The organism is Paracoccus albus, from assembly GCF_027913035.1.
Lineage (GTDB): Bacteria > Pseudomonadota > Alphaproteobacteria > Rhodobacterales > Rhodobacteraceae > Paracoccus > Paracoccus albus.
In genome coordinates this window covers 41,798-59,480 of record NZ_CP115775.1, presented here as the reverse complement: position 1 = coordinate 59,480, position 17,683 = coordinate 41,798, and the positions used below count along the sequence as shown (strand labels likewise).

Here is a 17,683-nt window from a genome sequence, read left to right as displayed (position 1 = left end):
TCCTCAGCCGAGCTGCAGCGTTGCGTCGTCAACGAAGGACGCCAGCGGGATTTCAAGGTTGCGCGGCGCGGGGCCACGGCGGATACGTCCGGCGGTGTCGTAATGCGAACCATGGCACGGGCAGAACCAGCCGCCAAAGTCGCCGGCACCATCGCCTATCGGGACGCAGCCCAGATGGGTGCAGACGCCGATCTGGACCAGCCACTCGCCGGCCTCGTCAAGGGTGCGGTTTTCGTCCGTTGCGGGCTCACCGGGCCGGTTTGCGTTTTCCGCGCCCTGATCGATCAGCTCACCCAGATCCACGGCACGACCGGCTTCGATCTCTTCAGGTGTGCGGCGGCGGATGAACACGGGCTTGCCCAGCCATTTGACTGTAAGCTGCGTACCAACCTCTACCCCGCTGACATCGACCATGATCGAGGACAGGGCCTGCACATCGGCCGAGGGGTTCATCTGGTTGATAAGGGTCCAGGCGGCGGCGCCGGTCGCGACGGCACCTGCCCCGGCGGTGGCGTAGTAGAGGAAGTCCCTCCGCGTGCCTTCGTGTTCATCGACGTGGGTCACGGCTTTTCTCCGGTTCGGGCCCGCGACGGCGGACCGGCTATGTTTTATTGGGCCGCTTGAATCGCAGCCTCGGCAAGGGCATCTCTACCGATCAATTTCCTGCCAGTCCAGCGGGACAGCGCGTACAGTTTCGGCCAAATGGCCGGATGTGTTGCGTTTTCGCCCTGAGCGAAGTCAAGAAGCCGCGACATTCAGTCGCAACCCCGCATCACAGCGAGCGGAAGATTTGTGACAGCGCGGTGCATCTCGCCTTAGGTCCGAAGGAACCGGCGCAGCACATTTTCCAGCTTTGCAGCGCCAAGTGGGGCCATTTGCTTGGTGTGATCATGGCTGATTGATTCTTCCGACATGCCAGCGCCCATATTGGTGATGACAGAAATCGCGGCGCAACGCAGGCCAAGAAACCGGCCCAGAATGATCTCCGGAACCGTCGACATCCCAACGGCGTCCATGCCCAGGACTCGCGCCGCCCTGATTTCCGCAGGAGTTTCGAAGCTGGGGCCAGAGAACCAGCCATACACGCCTTCCGGAAGCTCGACCCCTTCTTCCTTAGCGGCAGCCTTCAGCGCCGCACGCATTTCCACGTCATGAGCGTCGGTCATGGGCACGAACCGGGCATCCGTCGCCTCTCCGATCAGGGGGTTTGTGCCGGCAAATGCGATGTGATCGTTCAACAGCATCAGCCCGCCAGGTGCCAGATTTTCGTTCACCGCTCCTGCCGCATTGGTCAGGATCAGCTTTTCTGTGCCCAGTGCCGCCAGAACCTCCAACGGCAGGCGCATGGCATCGGCCTTGCCGGATTCGTAGTAATGCGACCGACCGCCGAACACCGCGACCCGCGTGCCTTCCAGGTCACCGACCACCAGCTTCGGCACATGCCCGGACACGCCGGCGTGGGGGAAGCCCGGCAGGTCATCATACGGAATCGCCACGCCGTCTTCGATCGTGCCGGACAGATGGCCAAGGCCGGAACCAAGGATCAGCCCGTATTCCGGCGCCTCATCCCCGGCACTGGATTTTATACGCGCGGCAAGCTCAACGCTCTTTGACATAGGGTTCTCCACCCGCGCGGGGCGGGATTGCGCGACCGACGAAGCCGGCCAGAATGATGACGGTAAGGATATAGGGCAGTGCATTCATGAACATGGACGGGATTGTTATCGGACCAAGGTCAAGATTCGGATAACGGTTCGCGACCGCCTCCAGCAAGCCGAACAGGAAGGTGGCAAATAACGCGCCCCAAGGCCGCCATTTTGCGAAGATCAGCGCGGCAAGCGCGATGAACCCGCGACCCGCCGTCATTTCCTTCACAAAGCCGGCCGACAGGCCGGTCGCCAGATAAGCACCTGCCAAGCCGCAAAGCACACCGCAAATGATAATCGCGATGTAACGCAGCCGCTTGACCGAAATGCCCGCCGTATCGACAGAGGCGGGGTTTTCACCAACAGCACGCAGGCGCAGCCCGAAACGCGTCCGGAACAGCAGCCACCACGTCAACGGCACACATAGAAAGGCGACATAGACAAGGAAAGTATGACCAGAGATCAGGTCTGAATAGATCGGACCAATCACCGGCACATCGCGGACCTCACCAGCGAATGGCAGGTTGATTTCGGAAAAGCGCCCGCCCCCGGTCAGGTTCGGCGTTCGTCCGCCAAGTCCGAAGATCTTCTGCCCCAGCAGGACCGTCATGCCCGAAGCAAGAAAGTTGATCGCGACACCAGAAATCAGCTGGTTGCCCCGGAACGTGATCGAGGTCACGCCATGGATCAACGACAGCGCCATCGATCCGGCAACACCGGCTATCAGCCCCAGCCAGACAGAGCCGGTCAGCGCTGCCACAGCCGCGGCCGAAAACGCGGCCATCAGCATCTTGCCTTCCAGACCGATATCGAAGACGCCCGAGCGTTCGGAATAAAGCCCGGCCAGACAGGCCAGCAGCAGCGGGGTCATCAGACGCACAGAGCTGTCGAGGATCTGGATGATCGTGTTGAAATCCATGGCTCAGTCCCGCCCTGCCTGATTGGCCCTCGCCGCGCGCCGCCGGGACATGAAGAATGCCTCCAGCGGGATGCGGACCATGTTGTCGAGCGCGCCGGTGAACAGAATCACCAAAGCCTGAATGACGATGATCAACTCGCGCGGGATCGACGTCCAAAGCGCCAGCTCGCCGCCGCCCTGATACAGGAAGCCAAACAGGAACGCTGCCAGCAACACGCCGATGGGGTGGTTTCGCCCCATCAGCGCGACGGCGATTCCGATGAAGCCCGCACCTTCGACATTGTTGAGGATCAGGCGCTCGGCCTCGCCCATGACATTGTTAATCGCCATCATCCCAGCCAGCCCGCCAGAGATCAGCATTGCAATGACCGTGATCCTTGTGGGCGAAATCCCGGCATAGCGCGCCGCCGTTTCGGATTTGCCGAAAGCCCTGATCTCATAACCCAGCTTGGTACGCCAGATCAGCAACCAGACCACGACGCAGGCCAGAAGTGCGACAAGGAAAGTGACATTTGCGGGCGTATGCTCGCCCCACTCGATGCCCAGGCCGGCGAACATATCGGTGATCTTCGGCAGATGCGTCGCCGCCGGGAAATTGGCCGATGCCGGGTCCATGCTGCCCACCGGACGCAGCCAGTTGACCAGAGCCCAGTTCAGCAAAGCAGCGGCAATGAAGTTGAACATGATCGTCGTGATCACGATATGGCTACCGCGCTTGGCCTGAAGAATCGCCGGGATATAGGCCCATGCCGCCCCGAAAATCGCCGACCCGATCATCGCCGCAATCAAGGCCAGCGACCAATGCGGCCAGGGGATGAACAGGCAGACCATCGCAACGCCAAGGCCGCCAAGCGCCGCCTGCCCCTCACCGCCGATGTTAAACAGCGCCGCGTGATAAGCGACCGCCACGGCCAATCCGGTGAAAATGAAATTGGTCGTGTAATACAGCGTGAATCCCCAGCCATAGCTGGAGCCGAGCGCCCCTGTCACCATCGTCTGCAAGGCAAGCCATGGGTTCTCCCCGATGGCGAGGATGACCAATGCGGAAATCGCGAATGCCAGAAAAAGCGAGATCAGCGGCGTCAGGATGACATCCGCCCATTTAGGCATCTTGTCCATCAGCTGCGCTCCTCCGGTGTCGCGGTCGGCTCATCCGGTCGGTCCGCAGGGTTGCCATGCTCGGGCGGAATACCGGCTTCCTTCGGCACATTCTCGGTGTCGGTAATCCCTGCCATCAGCAGGCCAAGCTCTCCGGCAGAGGTGTTCGCCGGATCGCGTTCGCCCATGATCATGCCGTCGAACATGACAAGGATCCGGTCCGACAGGGACATGATCTCGTCCAGTTCGACACTGACCAGCAGCACCGCCTTGCCAGCGTCGCGCAACTCGACGATGCGCTTGTGAATGAACTCGATCGCACCGATATCGACGCCGCGCGTCGGCTGGCCGATCAGCAGCAGATCGGGATTACGCTCTACCTCGCGGGCCACAACGATCTTCTGCTGGTTCCCGCCAGAAAAGTTCCGCGCCGCAAGATCGGCATTCGGCGGGCGGACGTCGAAACGCTCTATCTTGCCTTCCGCATCGGCGCGGATCGCCTTGCGATCCATGAACATGCAGTTCGAATATTCCGGCGTGTTGTGATAGCCGAAAGCTACGTTCTCCCACGCGGCAAAATCCATGATCAGACCTTCATCCTGCCGGTCTTCGGGCACATGGCCAATGCCCCGCGCCCGGCGCGTCGCCGCATCGGACCGACGCCCCGTCAGGTCAAGCGACTGACCATTCATCAGGATTTCGCCCGAAACCTTCGATCCCTTCTCGGGAAAGCCGCCGAGCAGTTCGAGCAGTTGCGTCTGGCCGTTGCCTGACACGCCAGCGATGCCCACAATCTCACCCGCGCGAATGTCAAAGCTGACGCTGCGAATACGTTCGACCTTGTCTTCGTCCAGCATCCGCAGATTGCGAACCTCCAGCACGGTCTGGGCAGGCTTCGCCGGGGTCTTGTCGACCTCCATCAGGACCTTACGGCCGACCATCAACTCGGCCAGTTCTTCGGGGCTCGTCTCTGCCGTCCGGACAGAGGCCACCATCTCTCCGCGCCGCATGACGCTCACGTTATCGGTGATCTCCATGATCTCGCGCAGCTTGTGCGTAATCAGGATGATCGTTTTGCCTTCATTGCGCAGCCCGTTGAGGATGCGGAACAGGTGATCGGCCTCTGCCGGGGTCAGCACGCCGGTGGGCTCATCCAGAATAAGAATATCAGCCTGACGATACAGCGCCTTCAGGATCTCCACCCGCTGCTGGTGGCCGACCGACAATTCATCAATCGTTTCGTCAGGGTCGACCTGTAGCTCATATTCCTCGGCCAGTTCGCGCAACCGGGTCCGCGCCCGCGCCAGAGACGGACGCAGCATCGGTCCGTCTTCTGCGCCAAGGATGATATTTTCCAAAACCGTAAAGTTCCGCACCAGCTTGAAATGCTGAAAAACCATCCCGATGCCCGCGCGGATCGCGGTCATGGAATCGGTGATCTGGATCGGTTTTCCGTTGATGCGGATCTCTCCGCTGTCGGGCTTGTAGAAGCCGTACAGGATCGACATCAGCGTCGATTTGCCCGCGCCGTTCTCGCCGATAATGCCGTGAATGGTGCCGCGCCTGACGTTAAGGTTGATATCCTTATTGGCCTGCACAGGACCGAAGGCCTTCGAAATCCCGCGCAATTCAATGGCAGGAGGTGCGGATTGGGGGGCCGAATCCGGCCCCCCTTCGTTCAGAACAGCCTGCGCCGGCATCAATCCACCGGGCAGCTATTGTCGGTCATATAGTCGTGCACAATGATCTCGCCCGAAGCGATCTTGGCCTTAGCATCGTCCACCGCGGCGGTCATTTCCTCTGTGACGAGCGATTCATTGTTCTCGTCCATGGCGACCGCCACACCATCGGATTTCACGTCCCAGACCTTCACGCCCGGTTCTACCCCTTCAGCAGCCGTGAAGGCGTCGAAAACGGCATTGTCCACGCGCTTGACGACCGAGGTCAGGATCTGGCCCGGATGCAGGTGATTCTGGTTCGAATCGACACCGATCCCCAGAACGCCTTCGTCCGCCGCTGCCTGAAGCACACCGATCCCGGTGCCGCCAGCGGCCGCATAGATCACGTCAGCACCTTGCGATTTCTGCGCCTTCGCCAGTTCACCACCCTTCACCGGGTCATTCCAGGCTGCAGGCGTGGTGCCGGTGTAATTAATCAGCACGTTACCGTCAGGTTTGGTGGCCAGGAAGCCTTGACGATAGCCGCATTCGAACTTGTGGATCAGCGGAATGTCCATCCCGCCAATAAAGCCGACCGTTCCGGATTCGGACGCCATCGCGGCCATGATCCCGGCCAGATACGAACCTTCGCCTTCGTTGAAGACGTTCGACTGCACGTTGGGCTGTTCGACCACGGCGTCGATGATCACGAATTTCGTTTCCGGATAATCCGGCGCGATCTTGTTCAGCACCTCGCCAAAGGCAAAGCCCGTCATCACGATCGGGTTGGAGCCGCTTTGCGCCAGCCGACGCAGCGCCTGTTCGCGCTGAGCCTCGGACTGCATTTCCAGTTCCTTATAGGTGCCGCCGGTTTCTTCCTTCCAGCGTTCGGCACCCATATAGGCCGCCTCGTTGAAGGATTTGTCGAATTTTCCGCCCAGATCGAAGATCAGCGCAGGTTCGGCAAGGGCGGTGCCCGCCATCAGACCAAGTACAATGGTCGAGGCAAGGACAGGCTTGAGAAGGGTCATGGCAACCTCTTGATTCAGGCGGGCGACACTGCCCGCGGACGACGTCGAGTTTAGGGCGGAAGGTGGGTCAGCGGTCAAGGCGGTTTATTTATGCTGACCCAAGGTCAAGTCCGTGAAATTGTGTTTTTGTTGGTTTTTATCGGCTCAGGCCCAGCTTAACAAAATTTTCACCGCTGTTATTCAACCTCCGGGATATGGACAAGAATCACTCGGCCTTTTCCGAAGCACCGCTTCCGCTGTTTGCTCCCGCAGGCGATGACGTGGCCGCTCCGCCGGTAAAGGGCGGCAAGATACCATCTTACCTGTCCGATCACCGGGCGCGCCTGCGCGAGCGTTTCATGCAGGGCGGCGCGGCGGCAATGCCGGATTATGAGTTGCTGGAACTGATCCTGTTCCGCGCCATGGCACGGCAGGACGTCAAGCCGCTGGCTCGCCGGCTGATCGCGAATTTTGGGGATTTGGCGCGTGTCCTGACCGCCACGAATGAGCAACTTTCACAGGTGAAAGGCGTCGGCCCTGCCGTCGTAATCGAGCTGAAACTGGTCGCAGCCGCAGCGCAAAGATTGGCGCGGCGACGCGTTATCGACCGCCCCGTTCTGTCAGGCTGGGACGCCCTGCTGGACTATTGCCACACGGCGATGAGTCACAACGGCGTGGAGGAGTTTCGCGTGCTGTTCCTAGACCGCAAAAACATCCTGATCGCCGATGAAGCGCAGGGGCGCGGCACTGTCGATCATGTCCCCGTTTACCCGCGCGAAATCCTGCGCCGGGCGTTGGAACTGTCAGCCTCTGCCCTGATCCTGGTGCATAACCATCCCTCTGGCGATCCAACACCGTCCGAGGCGGATATCGCCATGACCCACCGCATCCGCACTGGTGCAGAGGTCATGGGGATAACGATCCACGATCACCTGATCATCGGGGCGGGTTGCGATGTCAGTTTTCGACGTGAGGGGTTGTTGTGAGACGCGCTGCCGGACCGGGGCGCTGCCCCGGACCCCGAGGTATTTTGATCACCAAAGACCAAGGAAGGACGCGATCGTTTGCGTGGGATGCTAAGGGGTCGATTTTCCGTCAAGCTTTGAAGCCTTTTTTCGGCAATGCACCTGTGCTCCGGAGATTGTGAGGGAGGCGGACGAGTTCGAGTATTTGGAGATACGTCGAGCAGTGGTTTGCGCGCGGGCTTGACGCGAATCTTATTCTATCGACCTGATATTGTATTAAAATACTTCTGTCCCGGTTAAATGGGCAATGGATGCGGTCGATGCAGGCATTGCGACTGACCGGGTGCTTTCCTGCCGCGCGGGGCGAACATTATGGCGGAAATCCTGCTGAGAGTCGGCGCGTGCCGCTTGCGTCTGTGGGCTGTTCGGCGGACTATTGCCGGCGTTGATTTCACGTTATCTGACGGAGGTTCAGTTGCGATATTTATTTGCCCTGCCTGCATTGACCTTATTGGCCGCTTGCGGCGGTTCTTCGGGCGGTTCGCAGCAGGCGACCGGTGCAAGCCAGTTGCCGCCGACGCCATCGGCCATCTATTGTCAGCGCAGCGGCGGGCAGGTTATTGCGCGTGTTCAGGGGAACCGCAGGGCGGATCTGTGCCGCTTGCCGAATGGGCGGACGGTGCGCGCGGCGGATTTGCTGAACAGTCATAACAGCCTGTAGTTATGACTGACGCCTGTATTTATCGCGTATAGAATCCGTACATAACGCATATATATCCTGTATATACGCCGCATGGCCCGGAACTAGATCAGAGCGCGTCGTAAGATGCGCGCTGACGTTCTGTCCACATGACCTGAAGATCGAAGCCGTCTTTCGTCTGGCGTTCGTCTTCAACCACGCCCTGTTCGTGCAGCCATGCGCGGCGGCGACCTTCGCTGAAATCGAGGTGAATCGCGGCGGGTTCGCGCGGTTCTGCGAGCACGGTTTCAAGCGCTTTGTCGATTGCGGCGGCCAAATCGTCCAGACCTTCGCCGGTCAGTGCCGAGATCGCCTGCACGCCGTCGGTGCGCTGATCGGTGCGGCGCAGCGCCTGACGGGTCGCGTCTGACAGGGCGTCGATCTTGTTCCAGACCTCGATCAGGGCAACATCGTCCGCGACGCCGAGGGAATCGAGGATCTCGGCCACATCCTCTGCCTGCTCTTCCGTTTCTGGGTGGGAGATGTCGCGGACATGCAGGATCAGATCGGCCTCCAGCACCTCTTCCAGCGTGGCGCGGAATGCGGCGACGAGTTCGGTGGGCAGGTCACTGATGAAACCCACCGTGTCCGACAGGATGATCTGCCGGCCACCGGGCAGGCGGATCGCGCGCATCGTGGGGTCGAGCGTTGCAAACAGCATGTCCTTGGCCAGCACCTCTGCCCCGGTCAGGCGGTTGAAGAGGGTCGATTTGCCGGCGTTGGTGTAGCCGACAAGGGCGACGATCGGATAGGGCACCTTGGCGCGTGAGGCGCGATGCAGCGTGCGGGTTTTCACCACCCGTTCAAGCTGGCGGCGCAACCGGGTCATCTGTTCGTCGATGGCACGGCGGTCGGCCTCTATCTGGGTTTCGCCGGGACCGCCGACGAAGCCCAATCCGCCGCGCTGACGTTCAAGGTGGGTCCATGCCCGCACCAGCCGGGTGCGCTGATAGGACAGTGCGGCCAGTTCGACCTGCAGCACACCTTCGCGCGTCCGGGCGCGGTCGGCGAAGATTTCGAGAATCAGGCCCGTTCGATCCAGTATCTTGACGTCCCAGGCCTTTTCCAGATTGCGCTGCTGAACCGGCGTGACCGGGCCGTCGATCAGGACGAGTTCAGCCTCTGCCGCCTCCAGCTCGCGGCCAAGCTCTTCCAGCTTGCCCTTCGTGAACAGCTGGCCCGGCGACGGTTTGCGCAGCCGTGCCGCCTGTGCACCGACGATTTCCACCCCAGGAAGCGCCTGGGCGAGGGCCACAGCCTCTTCCAACGCGTTTTCCGCGGTGCGGCGCTGATTGCCGGCACCGTCGATGTCAGGATGGATCACATAGGCGCGGGTCGGGGCGCGTTCGGTGATATGGGCTTCAGCCAATCAGTCGTCACCTTCATAGAGATTGATCGGCGCGCCCGGCATGATGGTTGAGATCGCATGCTTATAGACAAGTTGCGATTGTCCGTCGCGGCGCAACAGCACGCAGAAGTTGTCGAACCATGTGATCACGCCCTGGAGCTTGACACCGTTGATCAGGAAGATCGTCACGGGAACCTTGGCCTTGCGGACGTGGTTCAGGAAAGCGTCCTGAAGATTTTGTTTGTCGGCAGCCATGGTTATGTCCCTGTTCTGATTGTTTTCCAAAATCTATGGAACGAATCGGGACGTGACAAGCGGGGTGTGCATTGCAACCACAGCCTGTGGCCGATCAGCGACGCCAGAAGTCCGGCGTGAGCAGGGCAAGGATGGCCAATGTCTCTAACCGGCCGACGATCATGGCACCGGCAAGGACGGTTTTGGGCAGCGTAGCAAGGCCGGACCAGCCCTCCCACGGGTTGGAGGCGATGCCGGCGGTCGATTCGAAGCTGGGTGTCAGCGCGATGGTGCCGGCCAGCGGTCCTGTGTTGGTCAGTGCGGAAACCGACAGCATGACGGCGGTGTCAAACTCAATCTGATGAATTGAAATGAGAATCACCGTCGCGGCAATGGACAGCGCGAAGAGCATGAAAAAGATGAAGGCGAGGTAGGCGCCCTCGCCCCTCAGCCTTCGGGCCATGCGGCCACCCCCCGCGATAGAGGTGGGGTGAACGATACGCTCAAGCTCTCTCTCGCTTTGGCGGGCGAGGGCGTAGACGCGCAGCAGTTTCACGCCGCCTGCGGTCGTGGCGATGCCACCGCCCATCATGGCAAGACCGGCCAGCAGCAGGCCGGGCGATTGCAGGCCGGACCAGTTCCGTGCCCCTTGCCAGTCGACGGAGTTCCAGCCGGTCGTGGTCAGGAATGACATGGCATTGAACAGCCCGCCCCAGGTTGCGACCGCCGCATTTCGCAGACTAACCGCAACAGTGGTCGACACGCTGTCCGCGTCAGAGACCTGTTCGATATTGATAACGAAATGGCGTGCGAACAGCACGAGCGCCACGAGGATCACGACGCCGAAGCCGATGCGAAGTTCCGGGTCGGAGCGCAGCGAATCGCTTGCACGAAGCTCTCCCGCGCCCGGCCAGAGGCGGCGCGACAGGGCGAAGATCAGGAAGCAGAACACCATCATTTCACCCATGATGCCGGAATGTGCGCCGACCCCGCCGGTGACAGGCGATATGCCAGAGGTCGAGATGGTGCCCATCGCGCGGACAAGCGCGATCAGGCCGGGGTCGCCCGCAAGCAAAAGCAGCACCCAAAGTATCACGGTCAGACCGGCATAGACCGGGCCGATATCGCGCAGGACGCGCATCGCCCGCAAGCTGGGCGTGGCGCGTTCGCTGCCCGCGGAATAGAAGGCCTGCCTCTTGCGGCGGCGAGAGCCCGCGCTTTCCGGAAGGGGCTGGAAGCGCTCATCCCGGCCATATGGCGATGACATGATCTCGAACCCGCCGACTTTCAGCGGCGCAAGGATGGCGACGGCGGTGACCAGCACGCACAGCCCGCCCAGCCAGCCGACGAGCGCACGCCACAGGTGCAGTGGCGGGGGCAGCATGTCGGCTGCGTAAAGCGTGGCGCCGGTGGTGGTGAGTGAGCTGACCATTTCCCACCAGGCGTTGAACAGGCCGGTATCGGGCAAAGCCATGGCCAGCGGCAGTCCAAGTGCTACGGGCAATCCGCCGAACACTGCCAGCATGGTTGCCAGCACGGGCAGGCCATTGGCACGCTGCGGCGCCGTGCGGCCCCATGTCGCGACCGCCAGAAGGGCCGTGACGACAAGCAGCAACAGGGCGCTGAAGCCGAAGAACTCGGCAATGGCGCGCCAGCCGGTGGCCCAGGCGTAGCCAGCCGGCACCAGCATCGCCAGCCCGGCAATCCCGATCAGCAGCACGAGCAGCGGCAGGCGGCCAAGAAAATCCATCAGAAGAAGTCGATGGCGACCTGCAACAGACGCTCGACCTCTGGCACGTCATGGGTCAGGGCGAAGATGCAGACGATGTCGCCTTCCTCGATCCGGGTGTCCGGCATGGGCTTGATGATTTTCTCATCCGCTTTGGCGACCATTCCGATCAGCGCGCCTTCTGGCAGGTCGATGTCGCGGATGGCGCGGCCCGACATGGAGGAGGTGGGCAGGATCTGCGCCTCGATCACCTCTGCCTCGGCATCGCCGATGGAGTAGATGTCGCGCACGCGGCCGTGGCGGACATGGCGCAGGATGGTGGAAACCGTGGTCGAGCGCGGGTTGATATAGGCGTCGATATCCAGCGGTCCCATCAGCGAGACAAGCGTCGGGTCATTGACGAGGCTGACGACCATCTTCGCCCCGGCCTGTTTGGCACGGACGGCAGAAAGGATATTGACCTTGTCGTCATCGGTCAGCGTCAGAACCGCGTCGGCCTTGCTGATCGCGGCTTCTTCCAGCAGTTCGGACGACAGACCGTCGCCGTTCAGAACGATGGTGCGTTCAAGCGCGTCGGCGGCGCGTTCGGCGCTGCCGCGGTTCCGCTCGATGATCTTGGTGCGCACACGGCGCGGCGCGGCTTCGAGCGCGCGGGCCACGGCAAGGCCGACATTGCCCGCGCCGATGATGATGACCCGTTCGGGGCGCGAGGTTTCCTTACCGAAGATTTCCAGCGTCCGGTCAGCATCTTCGCGCGAGGAAAAGACATAGATCTGATCGCCCGCGAAAAGCTGGTCATTGGGATCGGGTACGAACAGACGGCCTTCGCGCCTGACGCCCACGACAATGGCGAAGAGGCTGGAGAACAGGTCGTTCAATTGCCGCAGCGGTGTGTTCAACGCGGGCGAATCGTCATCAAGAACGATCCCGAGCAGCCGGACGCGGTTATCCAGAAAATCCTCTACATCGAAGGTAGATGGAGCGCGCAGGCGGGCAAGTGCGGCCTTCGCGACCTCTCGTTCAGGCGAGATCACGACGTCGATGGGCAGGTGATCGGTGCGGTAAAGGTCGGAATAGATCGCATCCAGATAGGCAGAGCTGCGCAGCCGCGCAATCTTGCGCGGCACACGAAAGACGGAATGCGCGACCTGGCAGGTGACCATGTTCACCTCGTCCGACTGGGTCGCGGCGATGATCAGATCGGCATCCCGCGCCCCTGCGCGGTCCAGCACGTCGGGATGGCTGGCAAAGCCTTCGACGCCCTGCACATCCAGTGCCTCTGTCGCGCGGCGCACGAGTTCGCCGTTATTGTCGATCACGGTGACATCGTTGCTTTCGCCTGACAAATGCCGCGCAATCTGCCAGCCGACCTGCCCTGCCCCGCAGATGATGATCTTCATGACGTTCCCTTCGCCTTTCGCTCAGCATTAGGCGTCATGGGACAGGGCGTCAATGAAGGCTCAGCGGGCCGGGTTGGGCTTTACGACTTCGTCCAGTTCCTCGCCACCCGATGGTTCGGACTGTTGCGTCCACCGCATGGGGGTTGTGGGCGGGCCGTCGCGATACAGCAGGGACTGACCGTCATGGAACAGGTGCATCGCTTCGGGATCCGCGGTCAGGCGCACGGTCTTGCGGTTCAGGCCCGTATGAATGCCGGGCAGTTTGGCGATGAAGGGGTCCGCGCCGCCTGTCGTGCCGAAATAGAGCAGCGTCACTTCGCCCAGTGCTTCGGTCAGATCGACGGTGCCTTCGAACAAAGCGGGGCCATCCGTGACGCGCATATCCTCGGGCCGGACGCCGAGATTGACGGATTTGCCCTCATCCTCTGCACTTGTTGGAATGGCGACCTCGCAGGTGCCGCCGCCTTCAAGCTTAACCTGCGTGCGCGCACCCGTCGCCACGATCTTGCCGGGCAGAAGGTTCATGGCGGGGCTGCCGATGAACTGGGCCACGAATTCGTTGACCGGGCGTTCGTAAAGCTCCAGCGGGGCGCCGACCTGTGCGATACCGCCGCCCGCCAGAACGACGATGCGGTCGGCGAGAGTCATCGCCTCTGTCTGGTCATGGGTGACATAGATCATGGTCCGGTCGGGCATCGATTCCTTGAGCTGCGCGATCTCGATCCGGGTGGCCACGCGCAGTGCGGCGTCGAGGTTCGACAGCGGTTCGTCGAACAGATACACCTTCGGGTCGCGCACGATGGCACGCCCGATGGCGACACGCTGGCGCTGCCCGCCCGACAGCGCCTTGGGCAGGCGGTCGAGATAGGGCGTCAGTTGCAGCATCTGGCCGGCGCGATCCGTGGCTTCCTTGATCTCGGCGGGCGATTTGCCGGCGATTTTCAGGGCGAAGGCCATGTTGTCGCGCACGGTCATATGGGGGTAGAGCGCGTAGGACTGGAACACCATCGCGATACCGCGTTGGCTGGGCGGGATGTCGTTCATCTTCACGCCGTCGATATGCAGGTCACCGCCGGTGATCTGTTCCAGCCCTGCAATCATTCGCAGAAGCGTTGACTTGCCGCAGCCGGAGGGGCCGACGAAAACAATGAACTCACCCGACTTGATGTCGAGATTGATATTCCTCAGCACATTCACGTCGCCATAGGACTTGGCGACATCATTCAGATTGAGTTCAGCCATTCTCGTCTTCCCCCCAATTATTCCTCGTTTATATCGACCTGCCACGGCTCCATCCCGGCGGCGCGGCTGTCAGACAGGTTCGCCCGGACGGTCAGGCTGCCCCGATCGGTGCTGCGCCGGAATGACAGGATCGAGCCATCGGCGCGGGTGCCGGTCTGGTTGCCCTTGCGCAGGGCCGGATGCTTGTGACGCAGTTCGATCGCCCAGCGGTAATGGTTCAGCATGGAGCCCGCCTGATGGTCCTGTTCCGAAACGGCCAGATGGCGGTGTTCGGGCGGGACCGGCAGCCATGGCCTCGCCTGCGAAAAGCCGTAATGGTCGTTGCTGTTGGCGTCCCAGACCATCGGGGTCCGCGCGCCGTCGCGGCCTTTGAACTCTGGCCAGAATTCGATGCCATAGGGGTCTTGCAGGTCCTCGAAGGCGATATCGGCCTCTGGCAGGCCCAGTTCTTCACCCTGATAAATGCAGATGGAACCCTGAAGGCACATCAGAACGGTGCAATAGGCCTTGGCCGCTGTATCGCCCAGATTCCAGCGTGAGACATGACGTACCACGTCATGGTTCGAAAACGCCCAGCAGGGCCAGCCATCGGGCGCGCGGCGCGCCTTTTCTTCGAAGACCTGCGCAATGCGTTCGGCGGTCAGGTCGTCACCGGACAGGAAGTCGAACACATAGGACATGTGCACGCGTTCGTCGCCCTTGGTGTACTCATCCAACAATTCCCAAGCTTTTTCGCTGTCGCCGATTTCGCCCACGGCAGCGCAGCCGTTATGGTCCAGGACCTGACGGAGCTTTTTCAGGAAATCGAGGTTTTCGGGCTGCGATTTGTCAAATTGGTGGCTTTGGTGGTTATAGGGGTTCACCGAAGGCGCAGTGTCGGATCTACGATCCTCTGGCTGGAGGCCCGGATTGTCGCGAAGCTGCGCATCGTGGAAATAGAAGTTGATGGTATCCAGACGGAAACCGTCCACGCCCTTGCCCATCCAGAACTGCACCACATCCAGAAGTGCGCCCTGCACATCGGGATTGTGGAAATTCAGGTCGGGCTGCTCGCGCAGGAAGTTGTGCAGATAATATTGCTCTCGCGCGGGGTTCCACTGCCACGCGCTGCCGCCGAAGATCGACAGCCAGTTGGTGGGCGGCGTGCCGTCCAGTTTGGGATCGGCCCAGACATACCAGTCGGCTTTGGGGTTATCGCGCGAGGTTTTGCTTTCCTGAAACCACGGATGCTGATCCGAGGTATGCGACAGCACGAGGTCGATCATCACCTTGATGCCGAATTGATGGGCGCGGGCGACGATTTCTTCGAAATCCTCCATCCGGCCGAAGATCGGGTCGATGCCGCGATAATCGCTGACATCATAGCCGAAATCCTTCATCGGGCTGGTGAAGAAGGGCGAGATCCAGATCGCATCGACCCCAAGCGAGGCGATGTAGTCCATCCGGTTGGCAATGCCCTTCAGGTCGCCGCCGCCATCGCCGGTCGTGTCCTGATAACTCCGCGGGTAAATCTGATAGATTACCGCGCCTTTCCACCAGTCTTCAGTCTTGCTCATCATCCACCTTTGACAGATCCGGCCAGCAGGCCGCGGACGAGGTATTTCTGCATCGCAAAGAAGACAAGTAACGGAACCGCGATGGAGATGAAGGCAGATGTGGCAAGGATTTCCCATTCACCACCGCGAGAGCCCATCAGTTCGCGGATGACGCCGGTCATGACCAGTTCATCCCGCGTATTGCCAAGGAAAACCGTGGCGACCAGAAGGTCGTTCCACACCCAGAGAAACTGGAAAATCGCGAAGCTTGCCAGTGCCGGGAAGGACAGCGGCAGGATGATTTTCAGGAAGATCTGAAACTCTGTCGCGCCGTCGACTCGGGCGGATTCAATGACCTCTCTCGGCAGGCCGACCATGTAGTTTCGTAACAGGTAAATCGCCAGTGGAAGGCCAAAGCCGGTATGGGCCAGCCATATGCCCAAGTAACCCTTTCCGATGCCGATGTCGTTATGCATTTGCAGGATGGGAATCAGGGCGACCTGCAAGGGCACCACCAGCAGACCCACAACAGCGGCCGTCAGCAGCGCACGGCCCGGAAACTCCATCCACGCAAGCGCATATGCGGCGAAGGCGGCTATCAGGATCGGGATGATCGTGGCCGGGATCGTCACCGTCAGCGTATTCATGAAAGCGCGCCCGATCCCGGCGGCATTCAGAACGGTCGAATAGTTCTGCACGGTGAATTCGGGTGGCGTCTTGGTCGTGACGAATATGCGTTCGCCCCGGCTCATCTCAAACGCGGTGGGAGAGGTGAACAGGTAGGTGCCGTCCTCGTTCACCGTCAGCTCTCCGCCCTCGAACTCGATGGTTTCGCCGGGCTGATAGGCCCCCGGTTCGCGGGAACGCGTGCCCCATGCGATCAGGCTTTGCCCTTCGGAAAGGACGGTGCCGTCAAGGATGAACCGGTCGCCCTCTTCCCGCTGATCGTCGGCGGTTCCTGTGCGCACGAATGCGGTCTGTTCTGCAGCGGAAAGCGATTTCCACCAGCCTGTCGCCGAAATCTGGTCGCGGTCGCGGAAAGACGACACGAACAGGCCAGCGGTCGGGATCGTCCACAGCACCACGAGGATCAGTGCCGCAAGGTTGACCAGCCATGTCAGCGTGGATTTCTGTCCGGCCATGCCTTCCATCAGCGCATCTCCTTACGGACGTTACGGATATTCCAGATCATGATCGGCAGGACCAGAATCATAAGGACGATAGCGATGGCAGAGCCGCGACCGTAATCTGGCGTGCCGCGGAACATCCAGTCATACATCAGGTTTGCCAGAACCTGCGTGCCCCACTGGCCGTTGGTCATGACGAAAACGATGTCAAAGACCTTCAGAACGGTGATGGTGATGGTCGTCCAGACCACCGCGATGGTGCCCATGATCTGCGGAACTTTGATCTTGAAGAAGATCTGCCACGGGTTGGCACCGTCCAGCACCGCAGCCTCGATCGTTTCTTCGGGGATGCCGCGAAGAGCTGCGGACAGGATGACCATGGCAAAGCCCGTCTGAATCCAGACCAGCACGATCATCAGGAAAAAGTTGTTCCACGGTTGAATGGTCAGCCATGTTTGCGACGTGCCGCCAAGGGCCTGCACAATGGCATTCAGCAAGCCGATCTGCTCTGCCCCCGGTTCACGATATTCATAGATCAGCCGCCAGATCACACCGGCACCGACAAAAGAAATCGCCATTGGCATGAAGATCAGCGATTTGCCGAAATTTCCCCAGCGGATGCGGTCGGTCAGTTGCGCGGCCAGAAGGCCGAAAACCGTGGAGAGCGCAGGCACGACCAGCAACCAGAAAAAGTTGTTGATCATGGATTCCTGAAACTTCGCGTCACCCGCAAGCCAGGTGTAGTTATCCAGTCCCACAAACTGTGTCGTCGGGGCGTTGTTCAGCGAAAGCCAGAGGGAGTTGACGACCGGATAAACCAGATAGATGCCCAGAAACAGGATCGCAGGGCCAAGGAAAAGCCAGGGACGGATGACATTCGCGCGCCGGATATTGTCACCGGCATTCGGGCCGCGCGGGGGATAGATTTTGTCGAGCACATAGTTCGACCCCCAGAACCAAGCGGCGCAACCCAAGACGCCCAATGCTATCGTGCCGATAGCAAGAACCAGAAGTTCCATCCCTGCCCCCTCCA

General features: G+C 60.8%; 16 protein-coding genes. 2 read left to right on the top strand and 14 right to left on the bottom strand.

The annotated features are described in order from the left end of the window. Positions 1–3: 3 nt before the first annotated feature. From petA to PAF20_RS00255, 6 genes are all read right to left on the bottom strand, one after another. Complete coding sequence (gene petA / locus PAF20_RS00280) at positions 4–564, bottom strand: ubiquinol-cytochrome c reductase iron-sulfur subunit (protein ID WP_271071775.1); 561 nt, start codon at positions 562–564, stop codon at positions 4–6. Between the two features lie 251 nt (positions 565–815). Beyond that, on the bottom strand, positions 816–1,616 hold the full coding sequence (locus tag PAF20_RS00275) for a purine-nucleoside phosphorylase (RefSeq protein WP_271071774.1): 801 nt from the start codon (positions 1,614–1,616) through the stop codon (positions 816–818). Next, positions 1,600–2,565 (bottom strand): ABC transporter permease, encoded by a 966-nt coding sequence (locus tag PAF20_RS00270; protein ID WP_271071773.1) that lies wholly within the window; start codon positions 2,563–2,565, stop codon positions 1,600–1,602. The genes PAF20_RS00275 and PAF20_RS00270 overlap by 17 nt, the downstream gene beginning before the upstream one ends. Before the next feature lie 3 nt (positions 2,566–2,568). Further along, positions 2,569–3,684, bottom strand: a complete 1,116-nt coding sequence (locus tag PAF20_RS00265) for an ABC transporter permease (protein ID WP_271071772.1) — start codon at positions 3,682–3,684, stop codon at positions 2,569–2,571. Next, entirely contained in the window at positions 3,684–5,363 is a 1,680-nt protein-coding gene (locus tag PAF20_RS00260; protein WP_271071771.1) for an ABC transporter ATP-binding protein, read from the bottom strand. Before PAF20_RS00260 ends, PAF20_RS00265 begins: the two co-directional genes overlap by 1 nt. After that, a complete protein-coding gene (locus PAF20_RS00255) occupies positions 5,363–6,352 on the bottom strand; it encodes a BMP family lipoprotein (protein ID WP_271071770.1) in 990 nt (329 codons plus the stop codon). The genes PAF20_RS00260 and PAF20_RS00255 overlap by 1 nt, the downstream gene beginning before the upstream one ends. A gap of 194 nt (positions 6,353–6,546) precedes the next feature. Here PAF20_RS00255 and radC point away from each other — a divergent pair, with 194 nt between their 5' ends. Beyond that, positions 6,547–7,317, top strand: a complete 771-nt coding sequence (radC, locus tag PAF20_RS00250) for a RadC family protein (RefSeq protein WP_271071769.1) — start codon at positions 6,547–6,549, stop codon at positions 7,315–7,317. Positions 7,318–7,864: 547 nt separating this feature from the next. Beyond that, positions 7,865–8,017 carry a DUF333 domain-containing protein gene (locus tag PAF20_RS18795; protein ID WP_353620623.1) on the top strand — a complete coding sequence of 51 codons (153 nt, stop codon included), beginning with the start codon at positions 7,865–7,867 and terminating at the stop codon, positions 8,015–8,017. 88 nt (positions 8,018–8,105) lie between these two features. On the opposite strand, the gene hflX is transcribed toward PAF20_RS18795, so the two are convergent. The 8 genes from hflX to PAF20_RS00210 form a co-directional block, all read right to left on the bottom strand. Next, positions 8,106–9,404 (bottom strand): GTPase HflX, encoded by a 1,299-nt coding sequence (hflX, locus tag PAF20_RS00245; RefSeq protein WP_271071768.1) that lies wholly within the window; start codon positions 9,402–9,404, stop codon positions 8,106–8,108. Continuing rightward, positions 9,405–9,638 carry an RNA chaperone Hfq gene (gene hfq, locus PAF20_RS00240; protein ID WP_271071767.1) on the bottom strand — a complete coding sequence of 78 codons (234 nt, stop codon included), beginning with the start codon at positions 9,636–9,638 and terminating at the stop codon, positions 9,405–9,407. It lies immediately after the preceding gene. A 94-nt stretch (positions 9,639–9,732) separates the two neighbouring features. Beyond that, positions 9,733–11,367, bottom strand: coding sequence for a TrkH family potassium uptake protein (locus tag PAF20_RS00235; protein WP_271071766.1), 1,635 nt, complete (start codon positions 11,365–11,367; stop codon positions 9,733–9,735). Then, entirely contained in the window at positions 11,367–12,746 is a 1,380-nt protein-coding gene (gene trkA, locus PAF20_RS00230; RefSeq protein ID WP_271071765.1) for a Trk system potassium transporter TrkA, read from the bottom strand. The genes PAF20_RS00235 and trkA overlap by 1 nt, the downstream gene beginning before the upstream one ends. A gap of 60 nt (positions 12,747–12,806) precedes the next feature. Then, a complete protein-coding gene (locus PAF20_RS00225; RefSeq protein ID WP_271071764.1) occupies positions 12,807–13,988 on the bottom strand; it encodes an ABC transporter ATP-binding protein in 1,182 nt (393 codons plus the stop codon). Between the two features lie 17 nt (positions 13,989–14,005). Beyond that, positions 14,006–15,547: an alpha-amylase family glycosyl hydrolase gene (locus PAF20_RS00220; protein WP_434802927.1), complete on the bottom strand. Its 1,542-nt coding sequence runs from the start codon at positions 15,545–15,547 to the stop codon at positions 14,006–14,008. Then, positions 15,544–16,674, bottom strand: coding sequence for an ABC transporter permease subunit (locus tag PAF20_RS00215; protein ID WP_271071762.1), 1,131 nt, complete (start codon positions 16,672–16,674; stop codon positions 15,544–15,546). The genes PAF20_RS00220 and PAF20_RS00215 overlap by 4 nt, the downstream gene beginning before the upstream one ends. Continuing rightward, a complete protein-coding gene (locus PAF20_RS00210; RefSeq protein WP_271071761.1) occupies positions 16,674–17,669 on the bottom strand; it encodes a carbohydrate ABC transporter permease in 996 nt (331 codons plus the stop codon). The genes PAF20_RS00215 and PAF20_RS00210 overlap by 1 nt, the downstream gene beginning before the upstream one ends. Between the last annotated feature and the right edge of the window lie 14 nt (positions 17,670–17,683).

Coding starts and splice junctions, on each gene's coding strand:
- PAF20_RS00275 (WP_271071774.1), bottom strand. CDS start 1,616: ATGTCAAAGAGCGTTGAGCTTGCCGCGCGTATAAAATCCAGTGCCGGG.
- PAF20_RS00270 (WP_271071773.1), bottom strand. CDS start 2,565: ATGGATTTCAACACGATCATCCAGATCCTCGACAGCTCTGTGCGTCTG.
- PAF20_RS00265 (WP_271071772.1), bottom strand. CDS start 3,684: ATGGACAAGATGCCTAAATGGGCGGATGTCATCCTGACGCCGCTGATC.
- PAF20_RS00260 (WP_271071771.1), bottom strand. CDS start 5,363: ATGCCGGCGCAGGCTGTTCTGAACGAAGGGGGGCCGGATTCGGCCCCC.
- PAF20_RS00255 (WP_271071770.1), bottom strand. CDS start 6,352: ATGACCCTTCTCAAGCCTGTCCTTGCCTCGACCATTGTACTTGGTCTG.
- radC (WP_271071769.1), top strand. CDS start 6,547: ATGGACAAGAATCACTCGGCCTTTTCCGAAGCACCGCTTCCGCTGTTT.
- hfq (WP_271071767.1), bottom strand. CDS start 9,638: ATGGCTGCCGACAAACAAAATCTTCAGGACGCTTTCCTGAACCACGTC.
- PAF20_RS00235 (WP_271071766.1), bottom strand. CDS start 11,367: ATGGATTTTCTTGGCCGCCTGCCGCTGCTCGTGCTGCTGATCGGGATT.
- trkA (WP_271071765.1), bottom strand. CDS start 12,746: ATGAAGATCATCATCTGCGGGGCAGGGCAGGTCGGCTGGCAGATTGCG.
- PAF20_RS00225 (WP_271071764.1), bottom strand. CDS start 13,988: ATGGCTGAACTCAATCTGAATGATGTCGCCAAGTCCTATGGCGACGTG.
- PAF20_RS00220 (WP_434802927.1), bottom strand. CDS start 15,547: ATGATGAGCAAGACTGAAGACTGGTGGAAAGGCGCGGTAATCTATCAG.
- PAF20_RS00215 (WP_271071762.1), bottom strand. CDS start 16,674: ATGGAAGGCATGGCCGGACAGAAATCCACGCTGACATGGCTGGTCAAC.
- PAF20_RS00210 (WP_271071761.1), bottom strand. CDS start 17,669: ATGGAACTTCTGGTTCTTGCTATCGGCACGATAGCATTGGGCGTCTTG.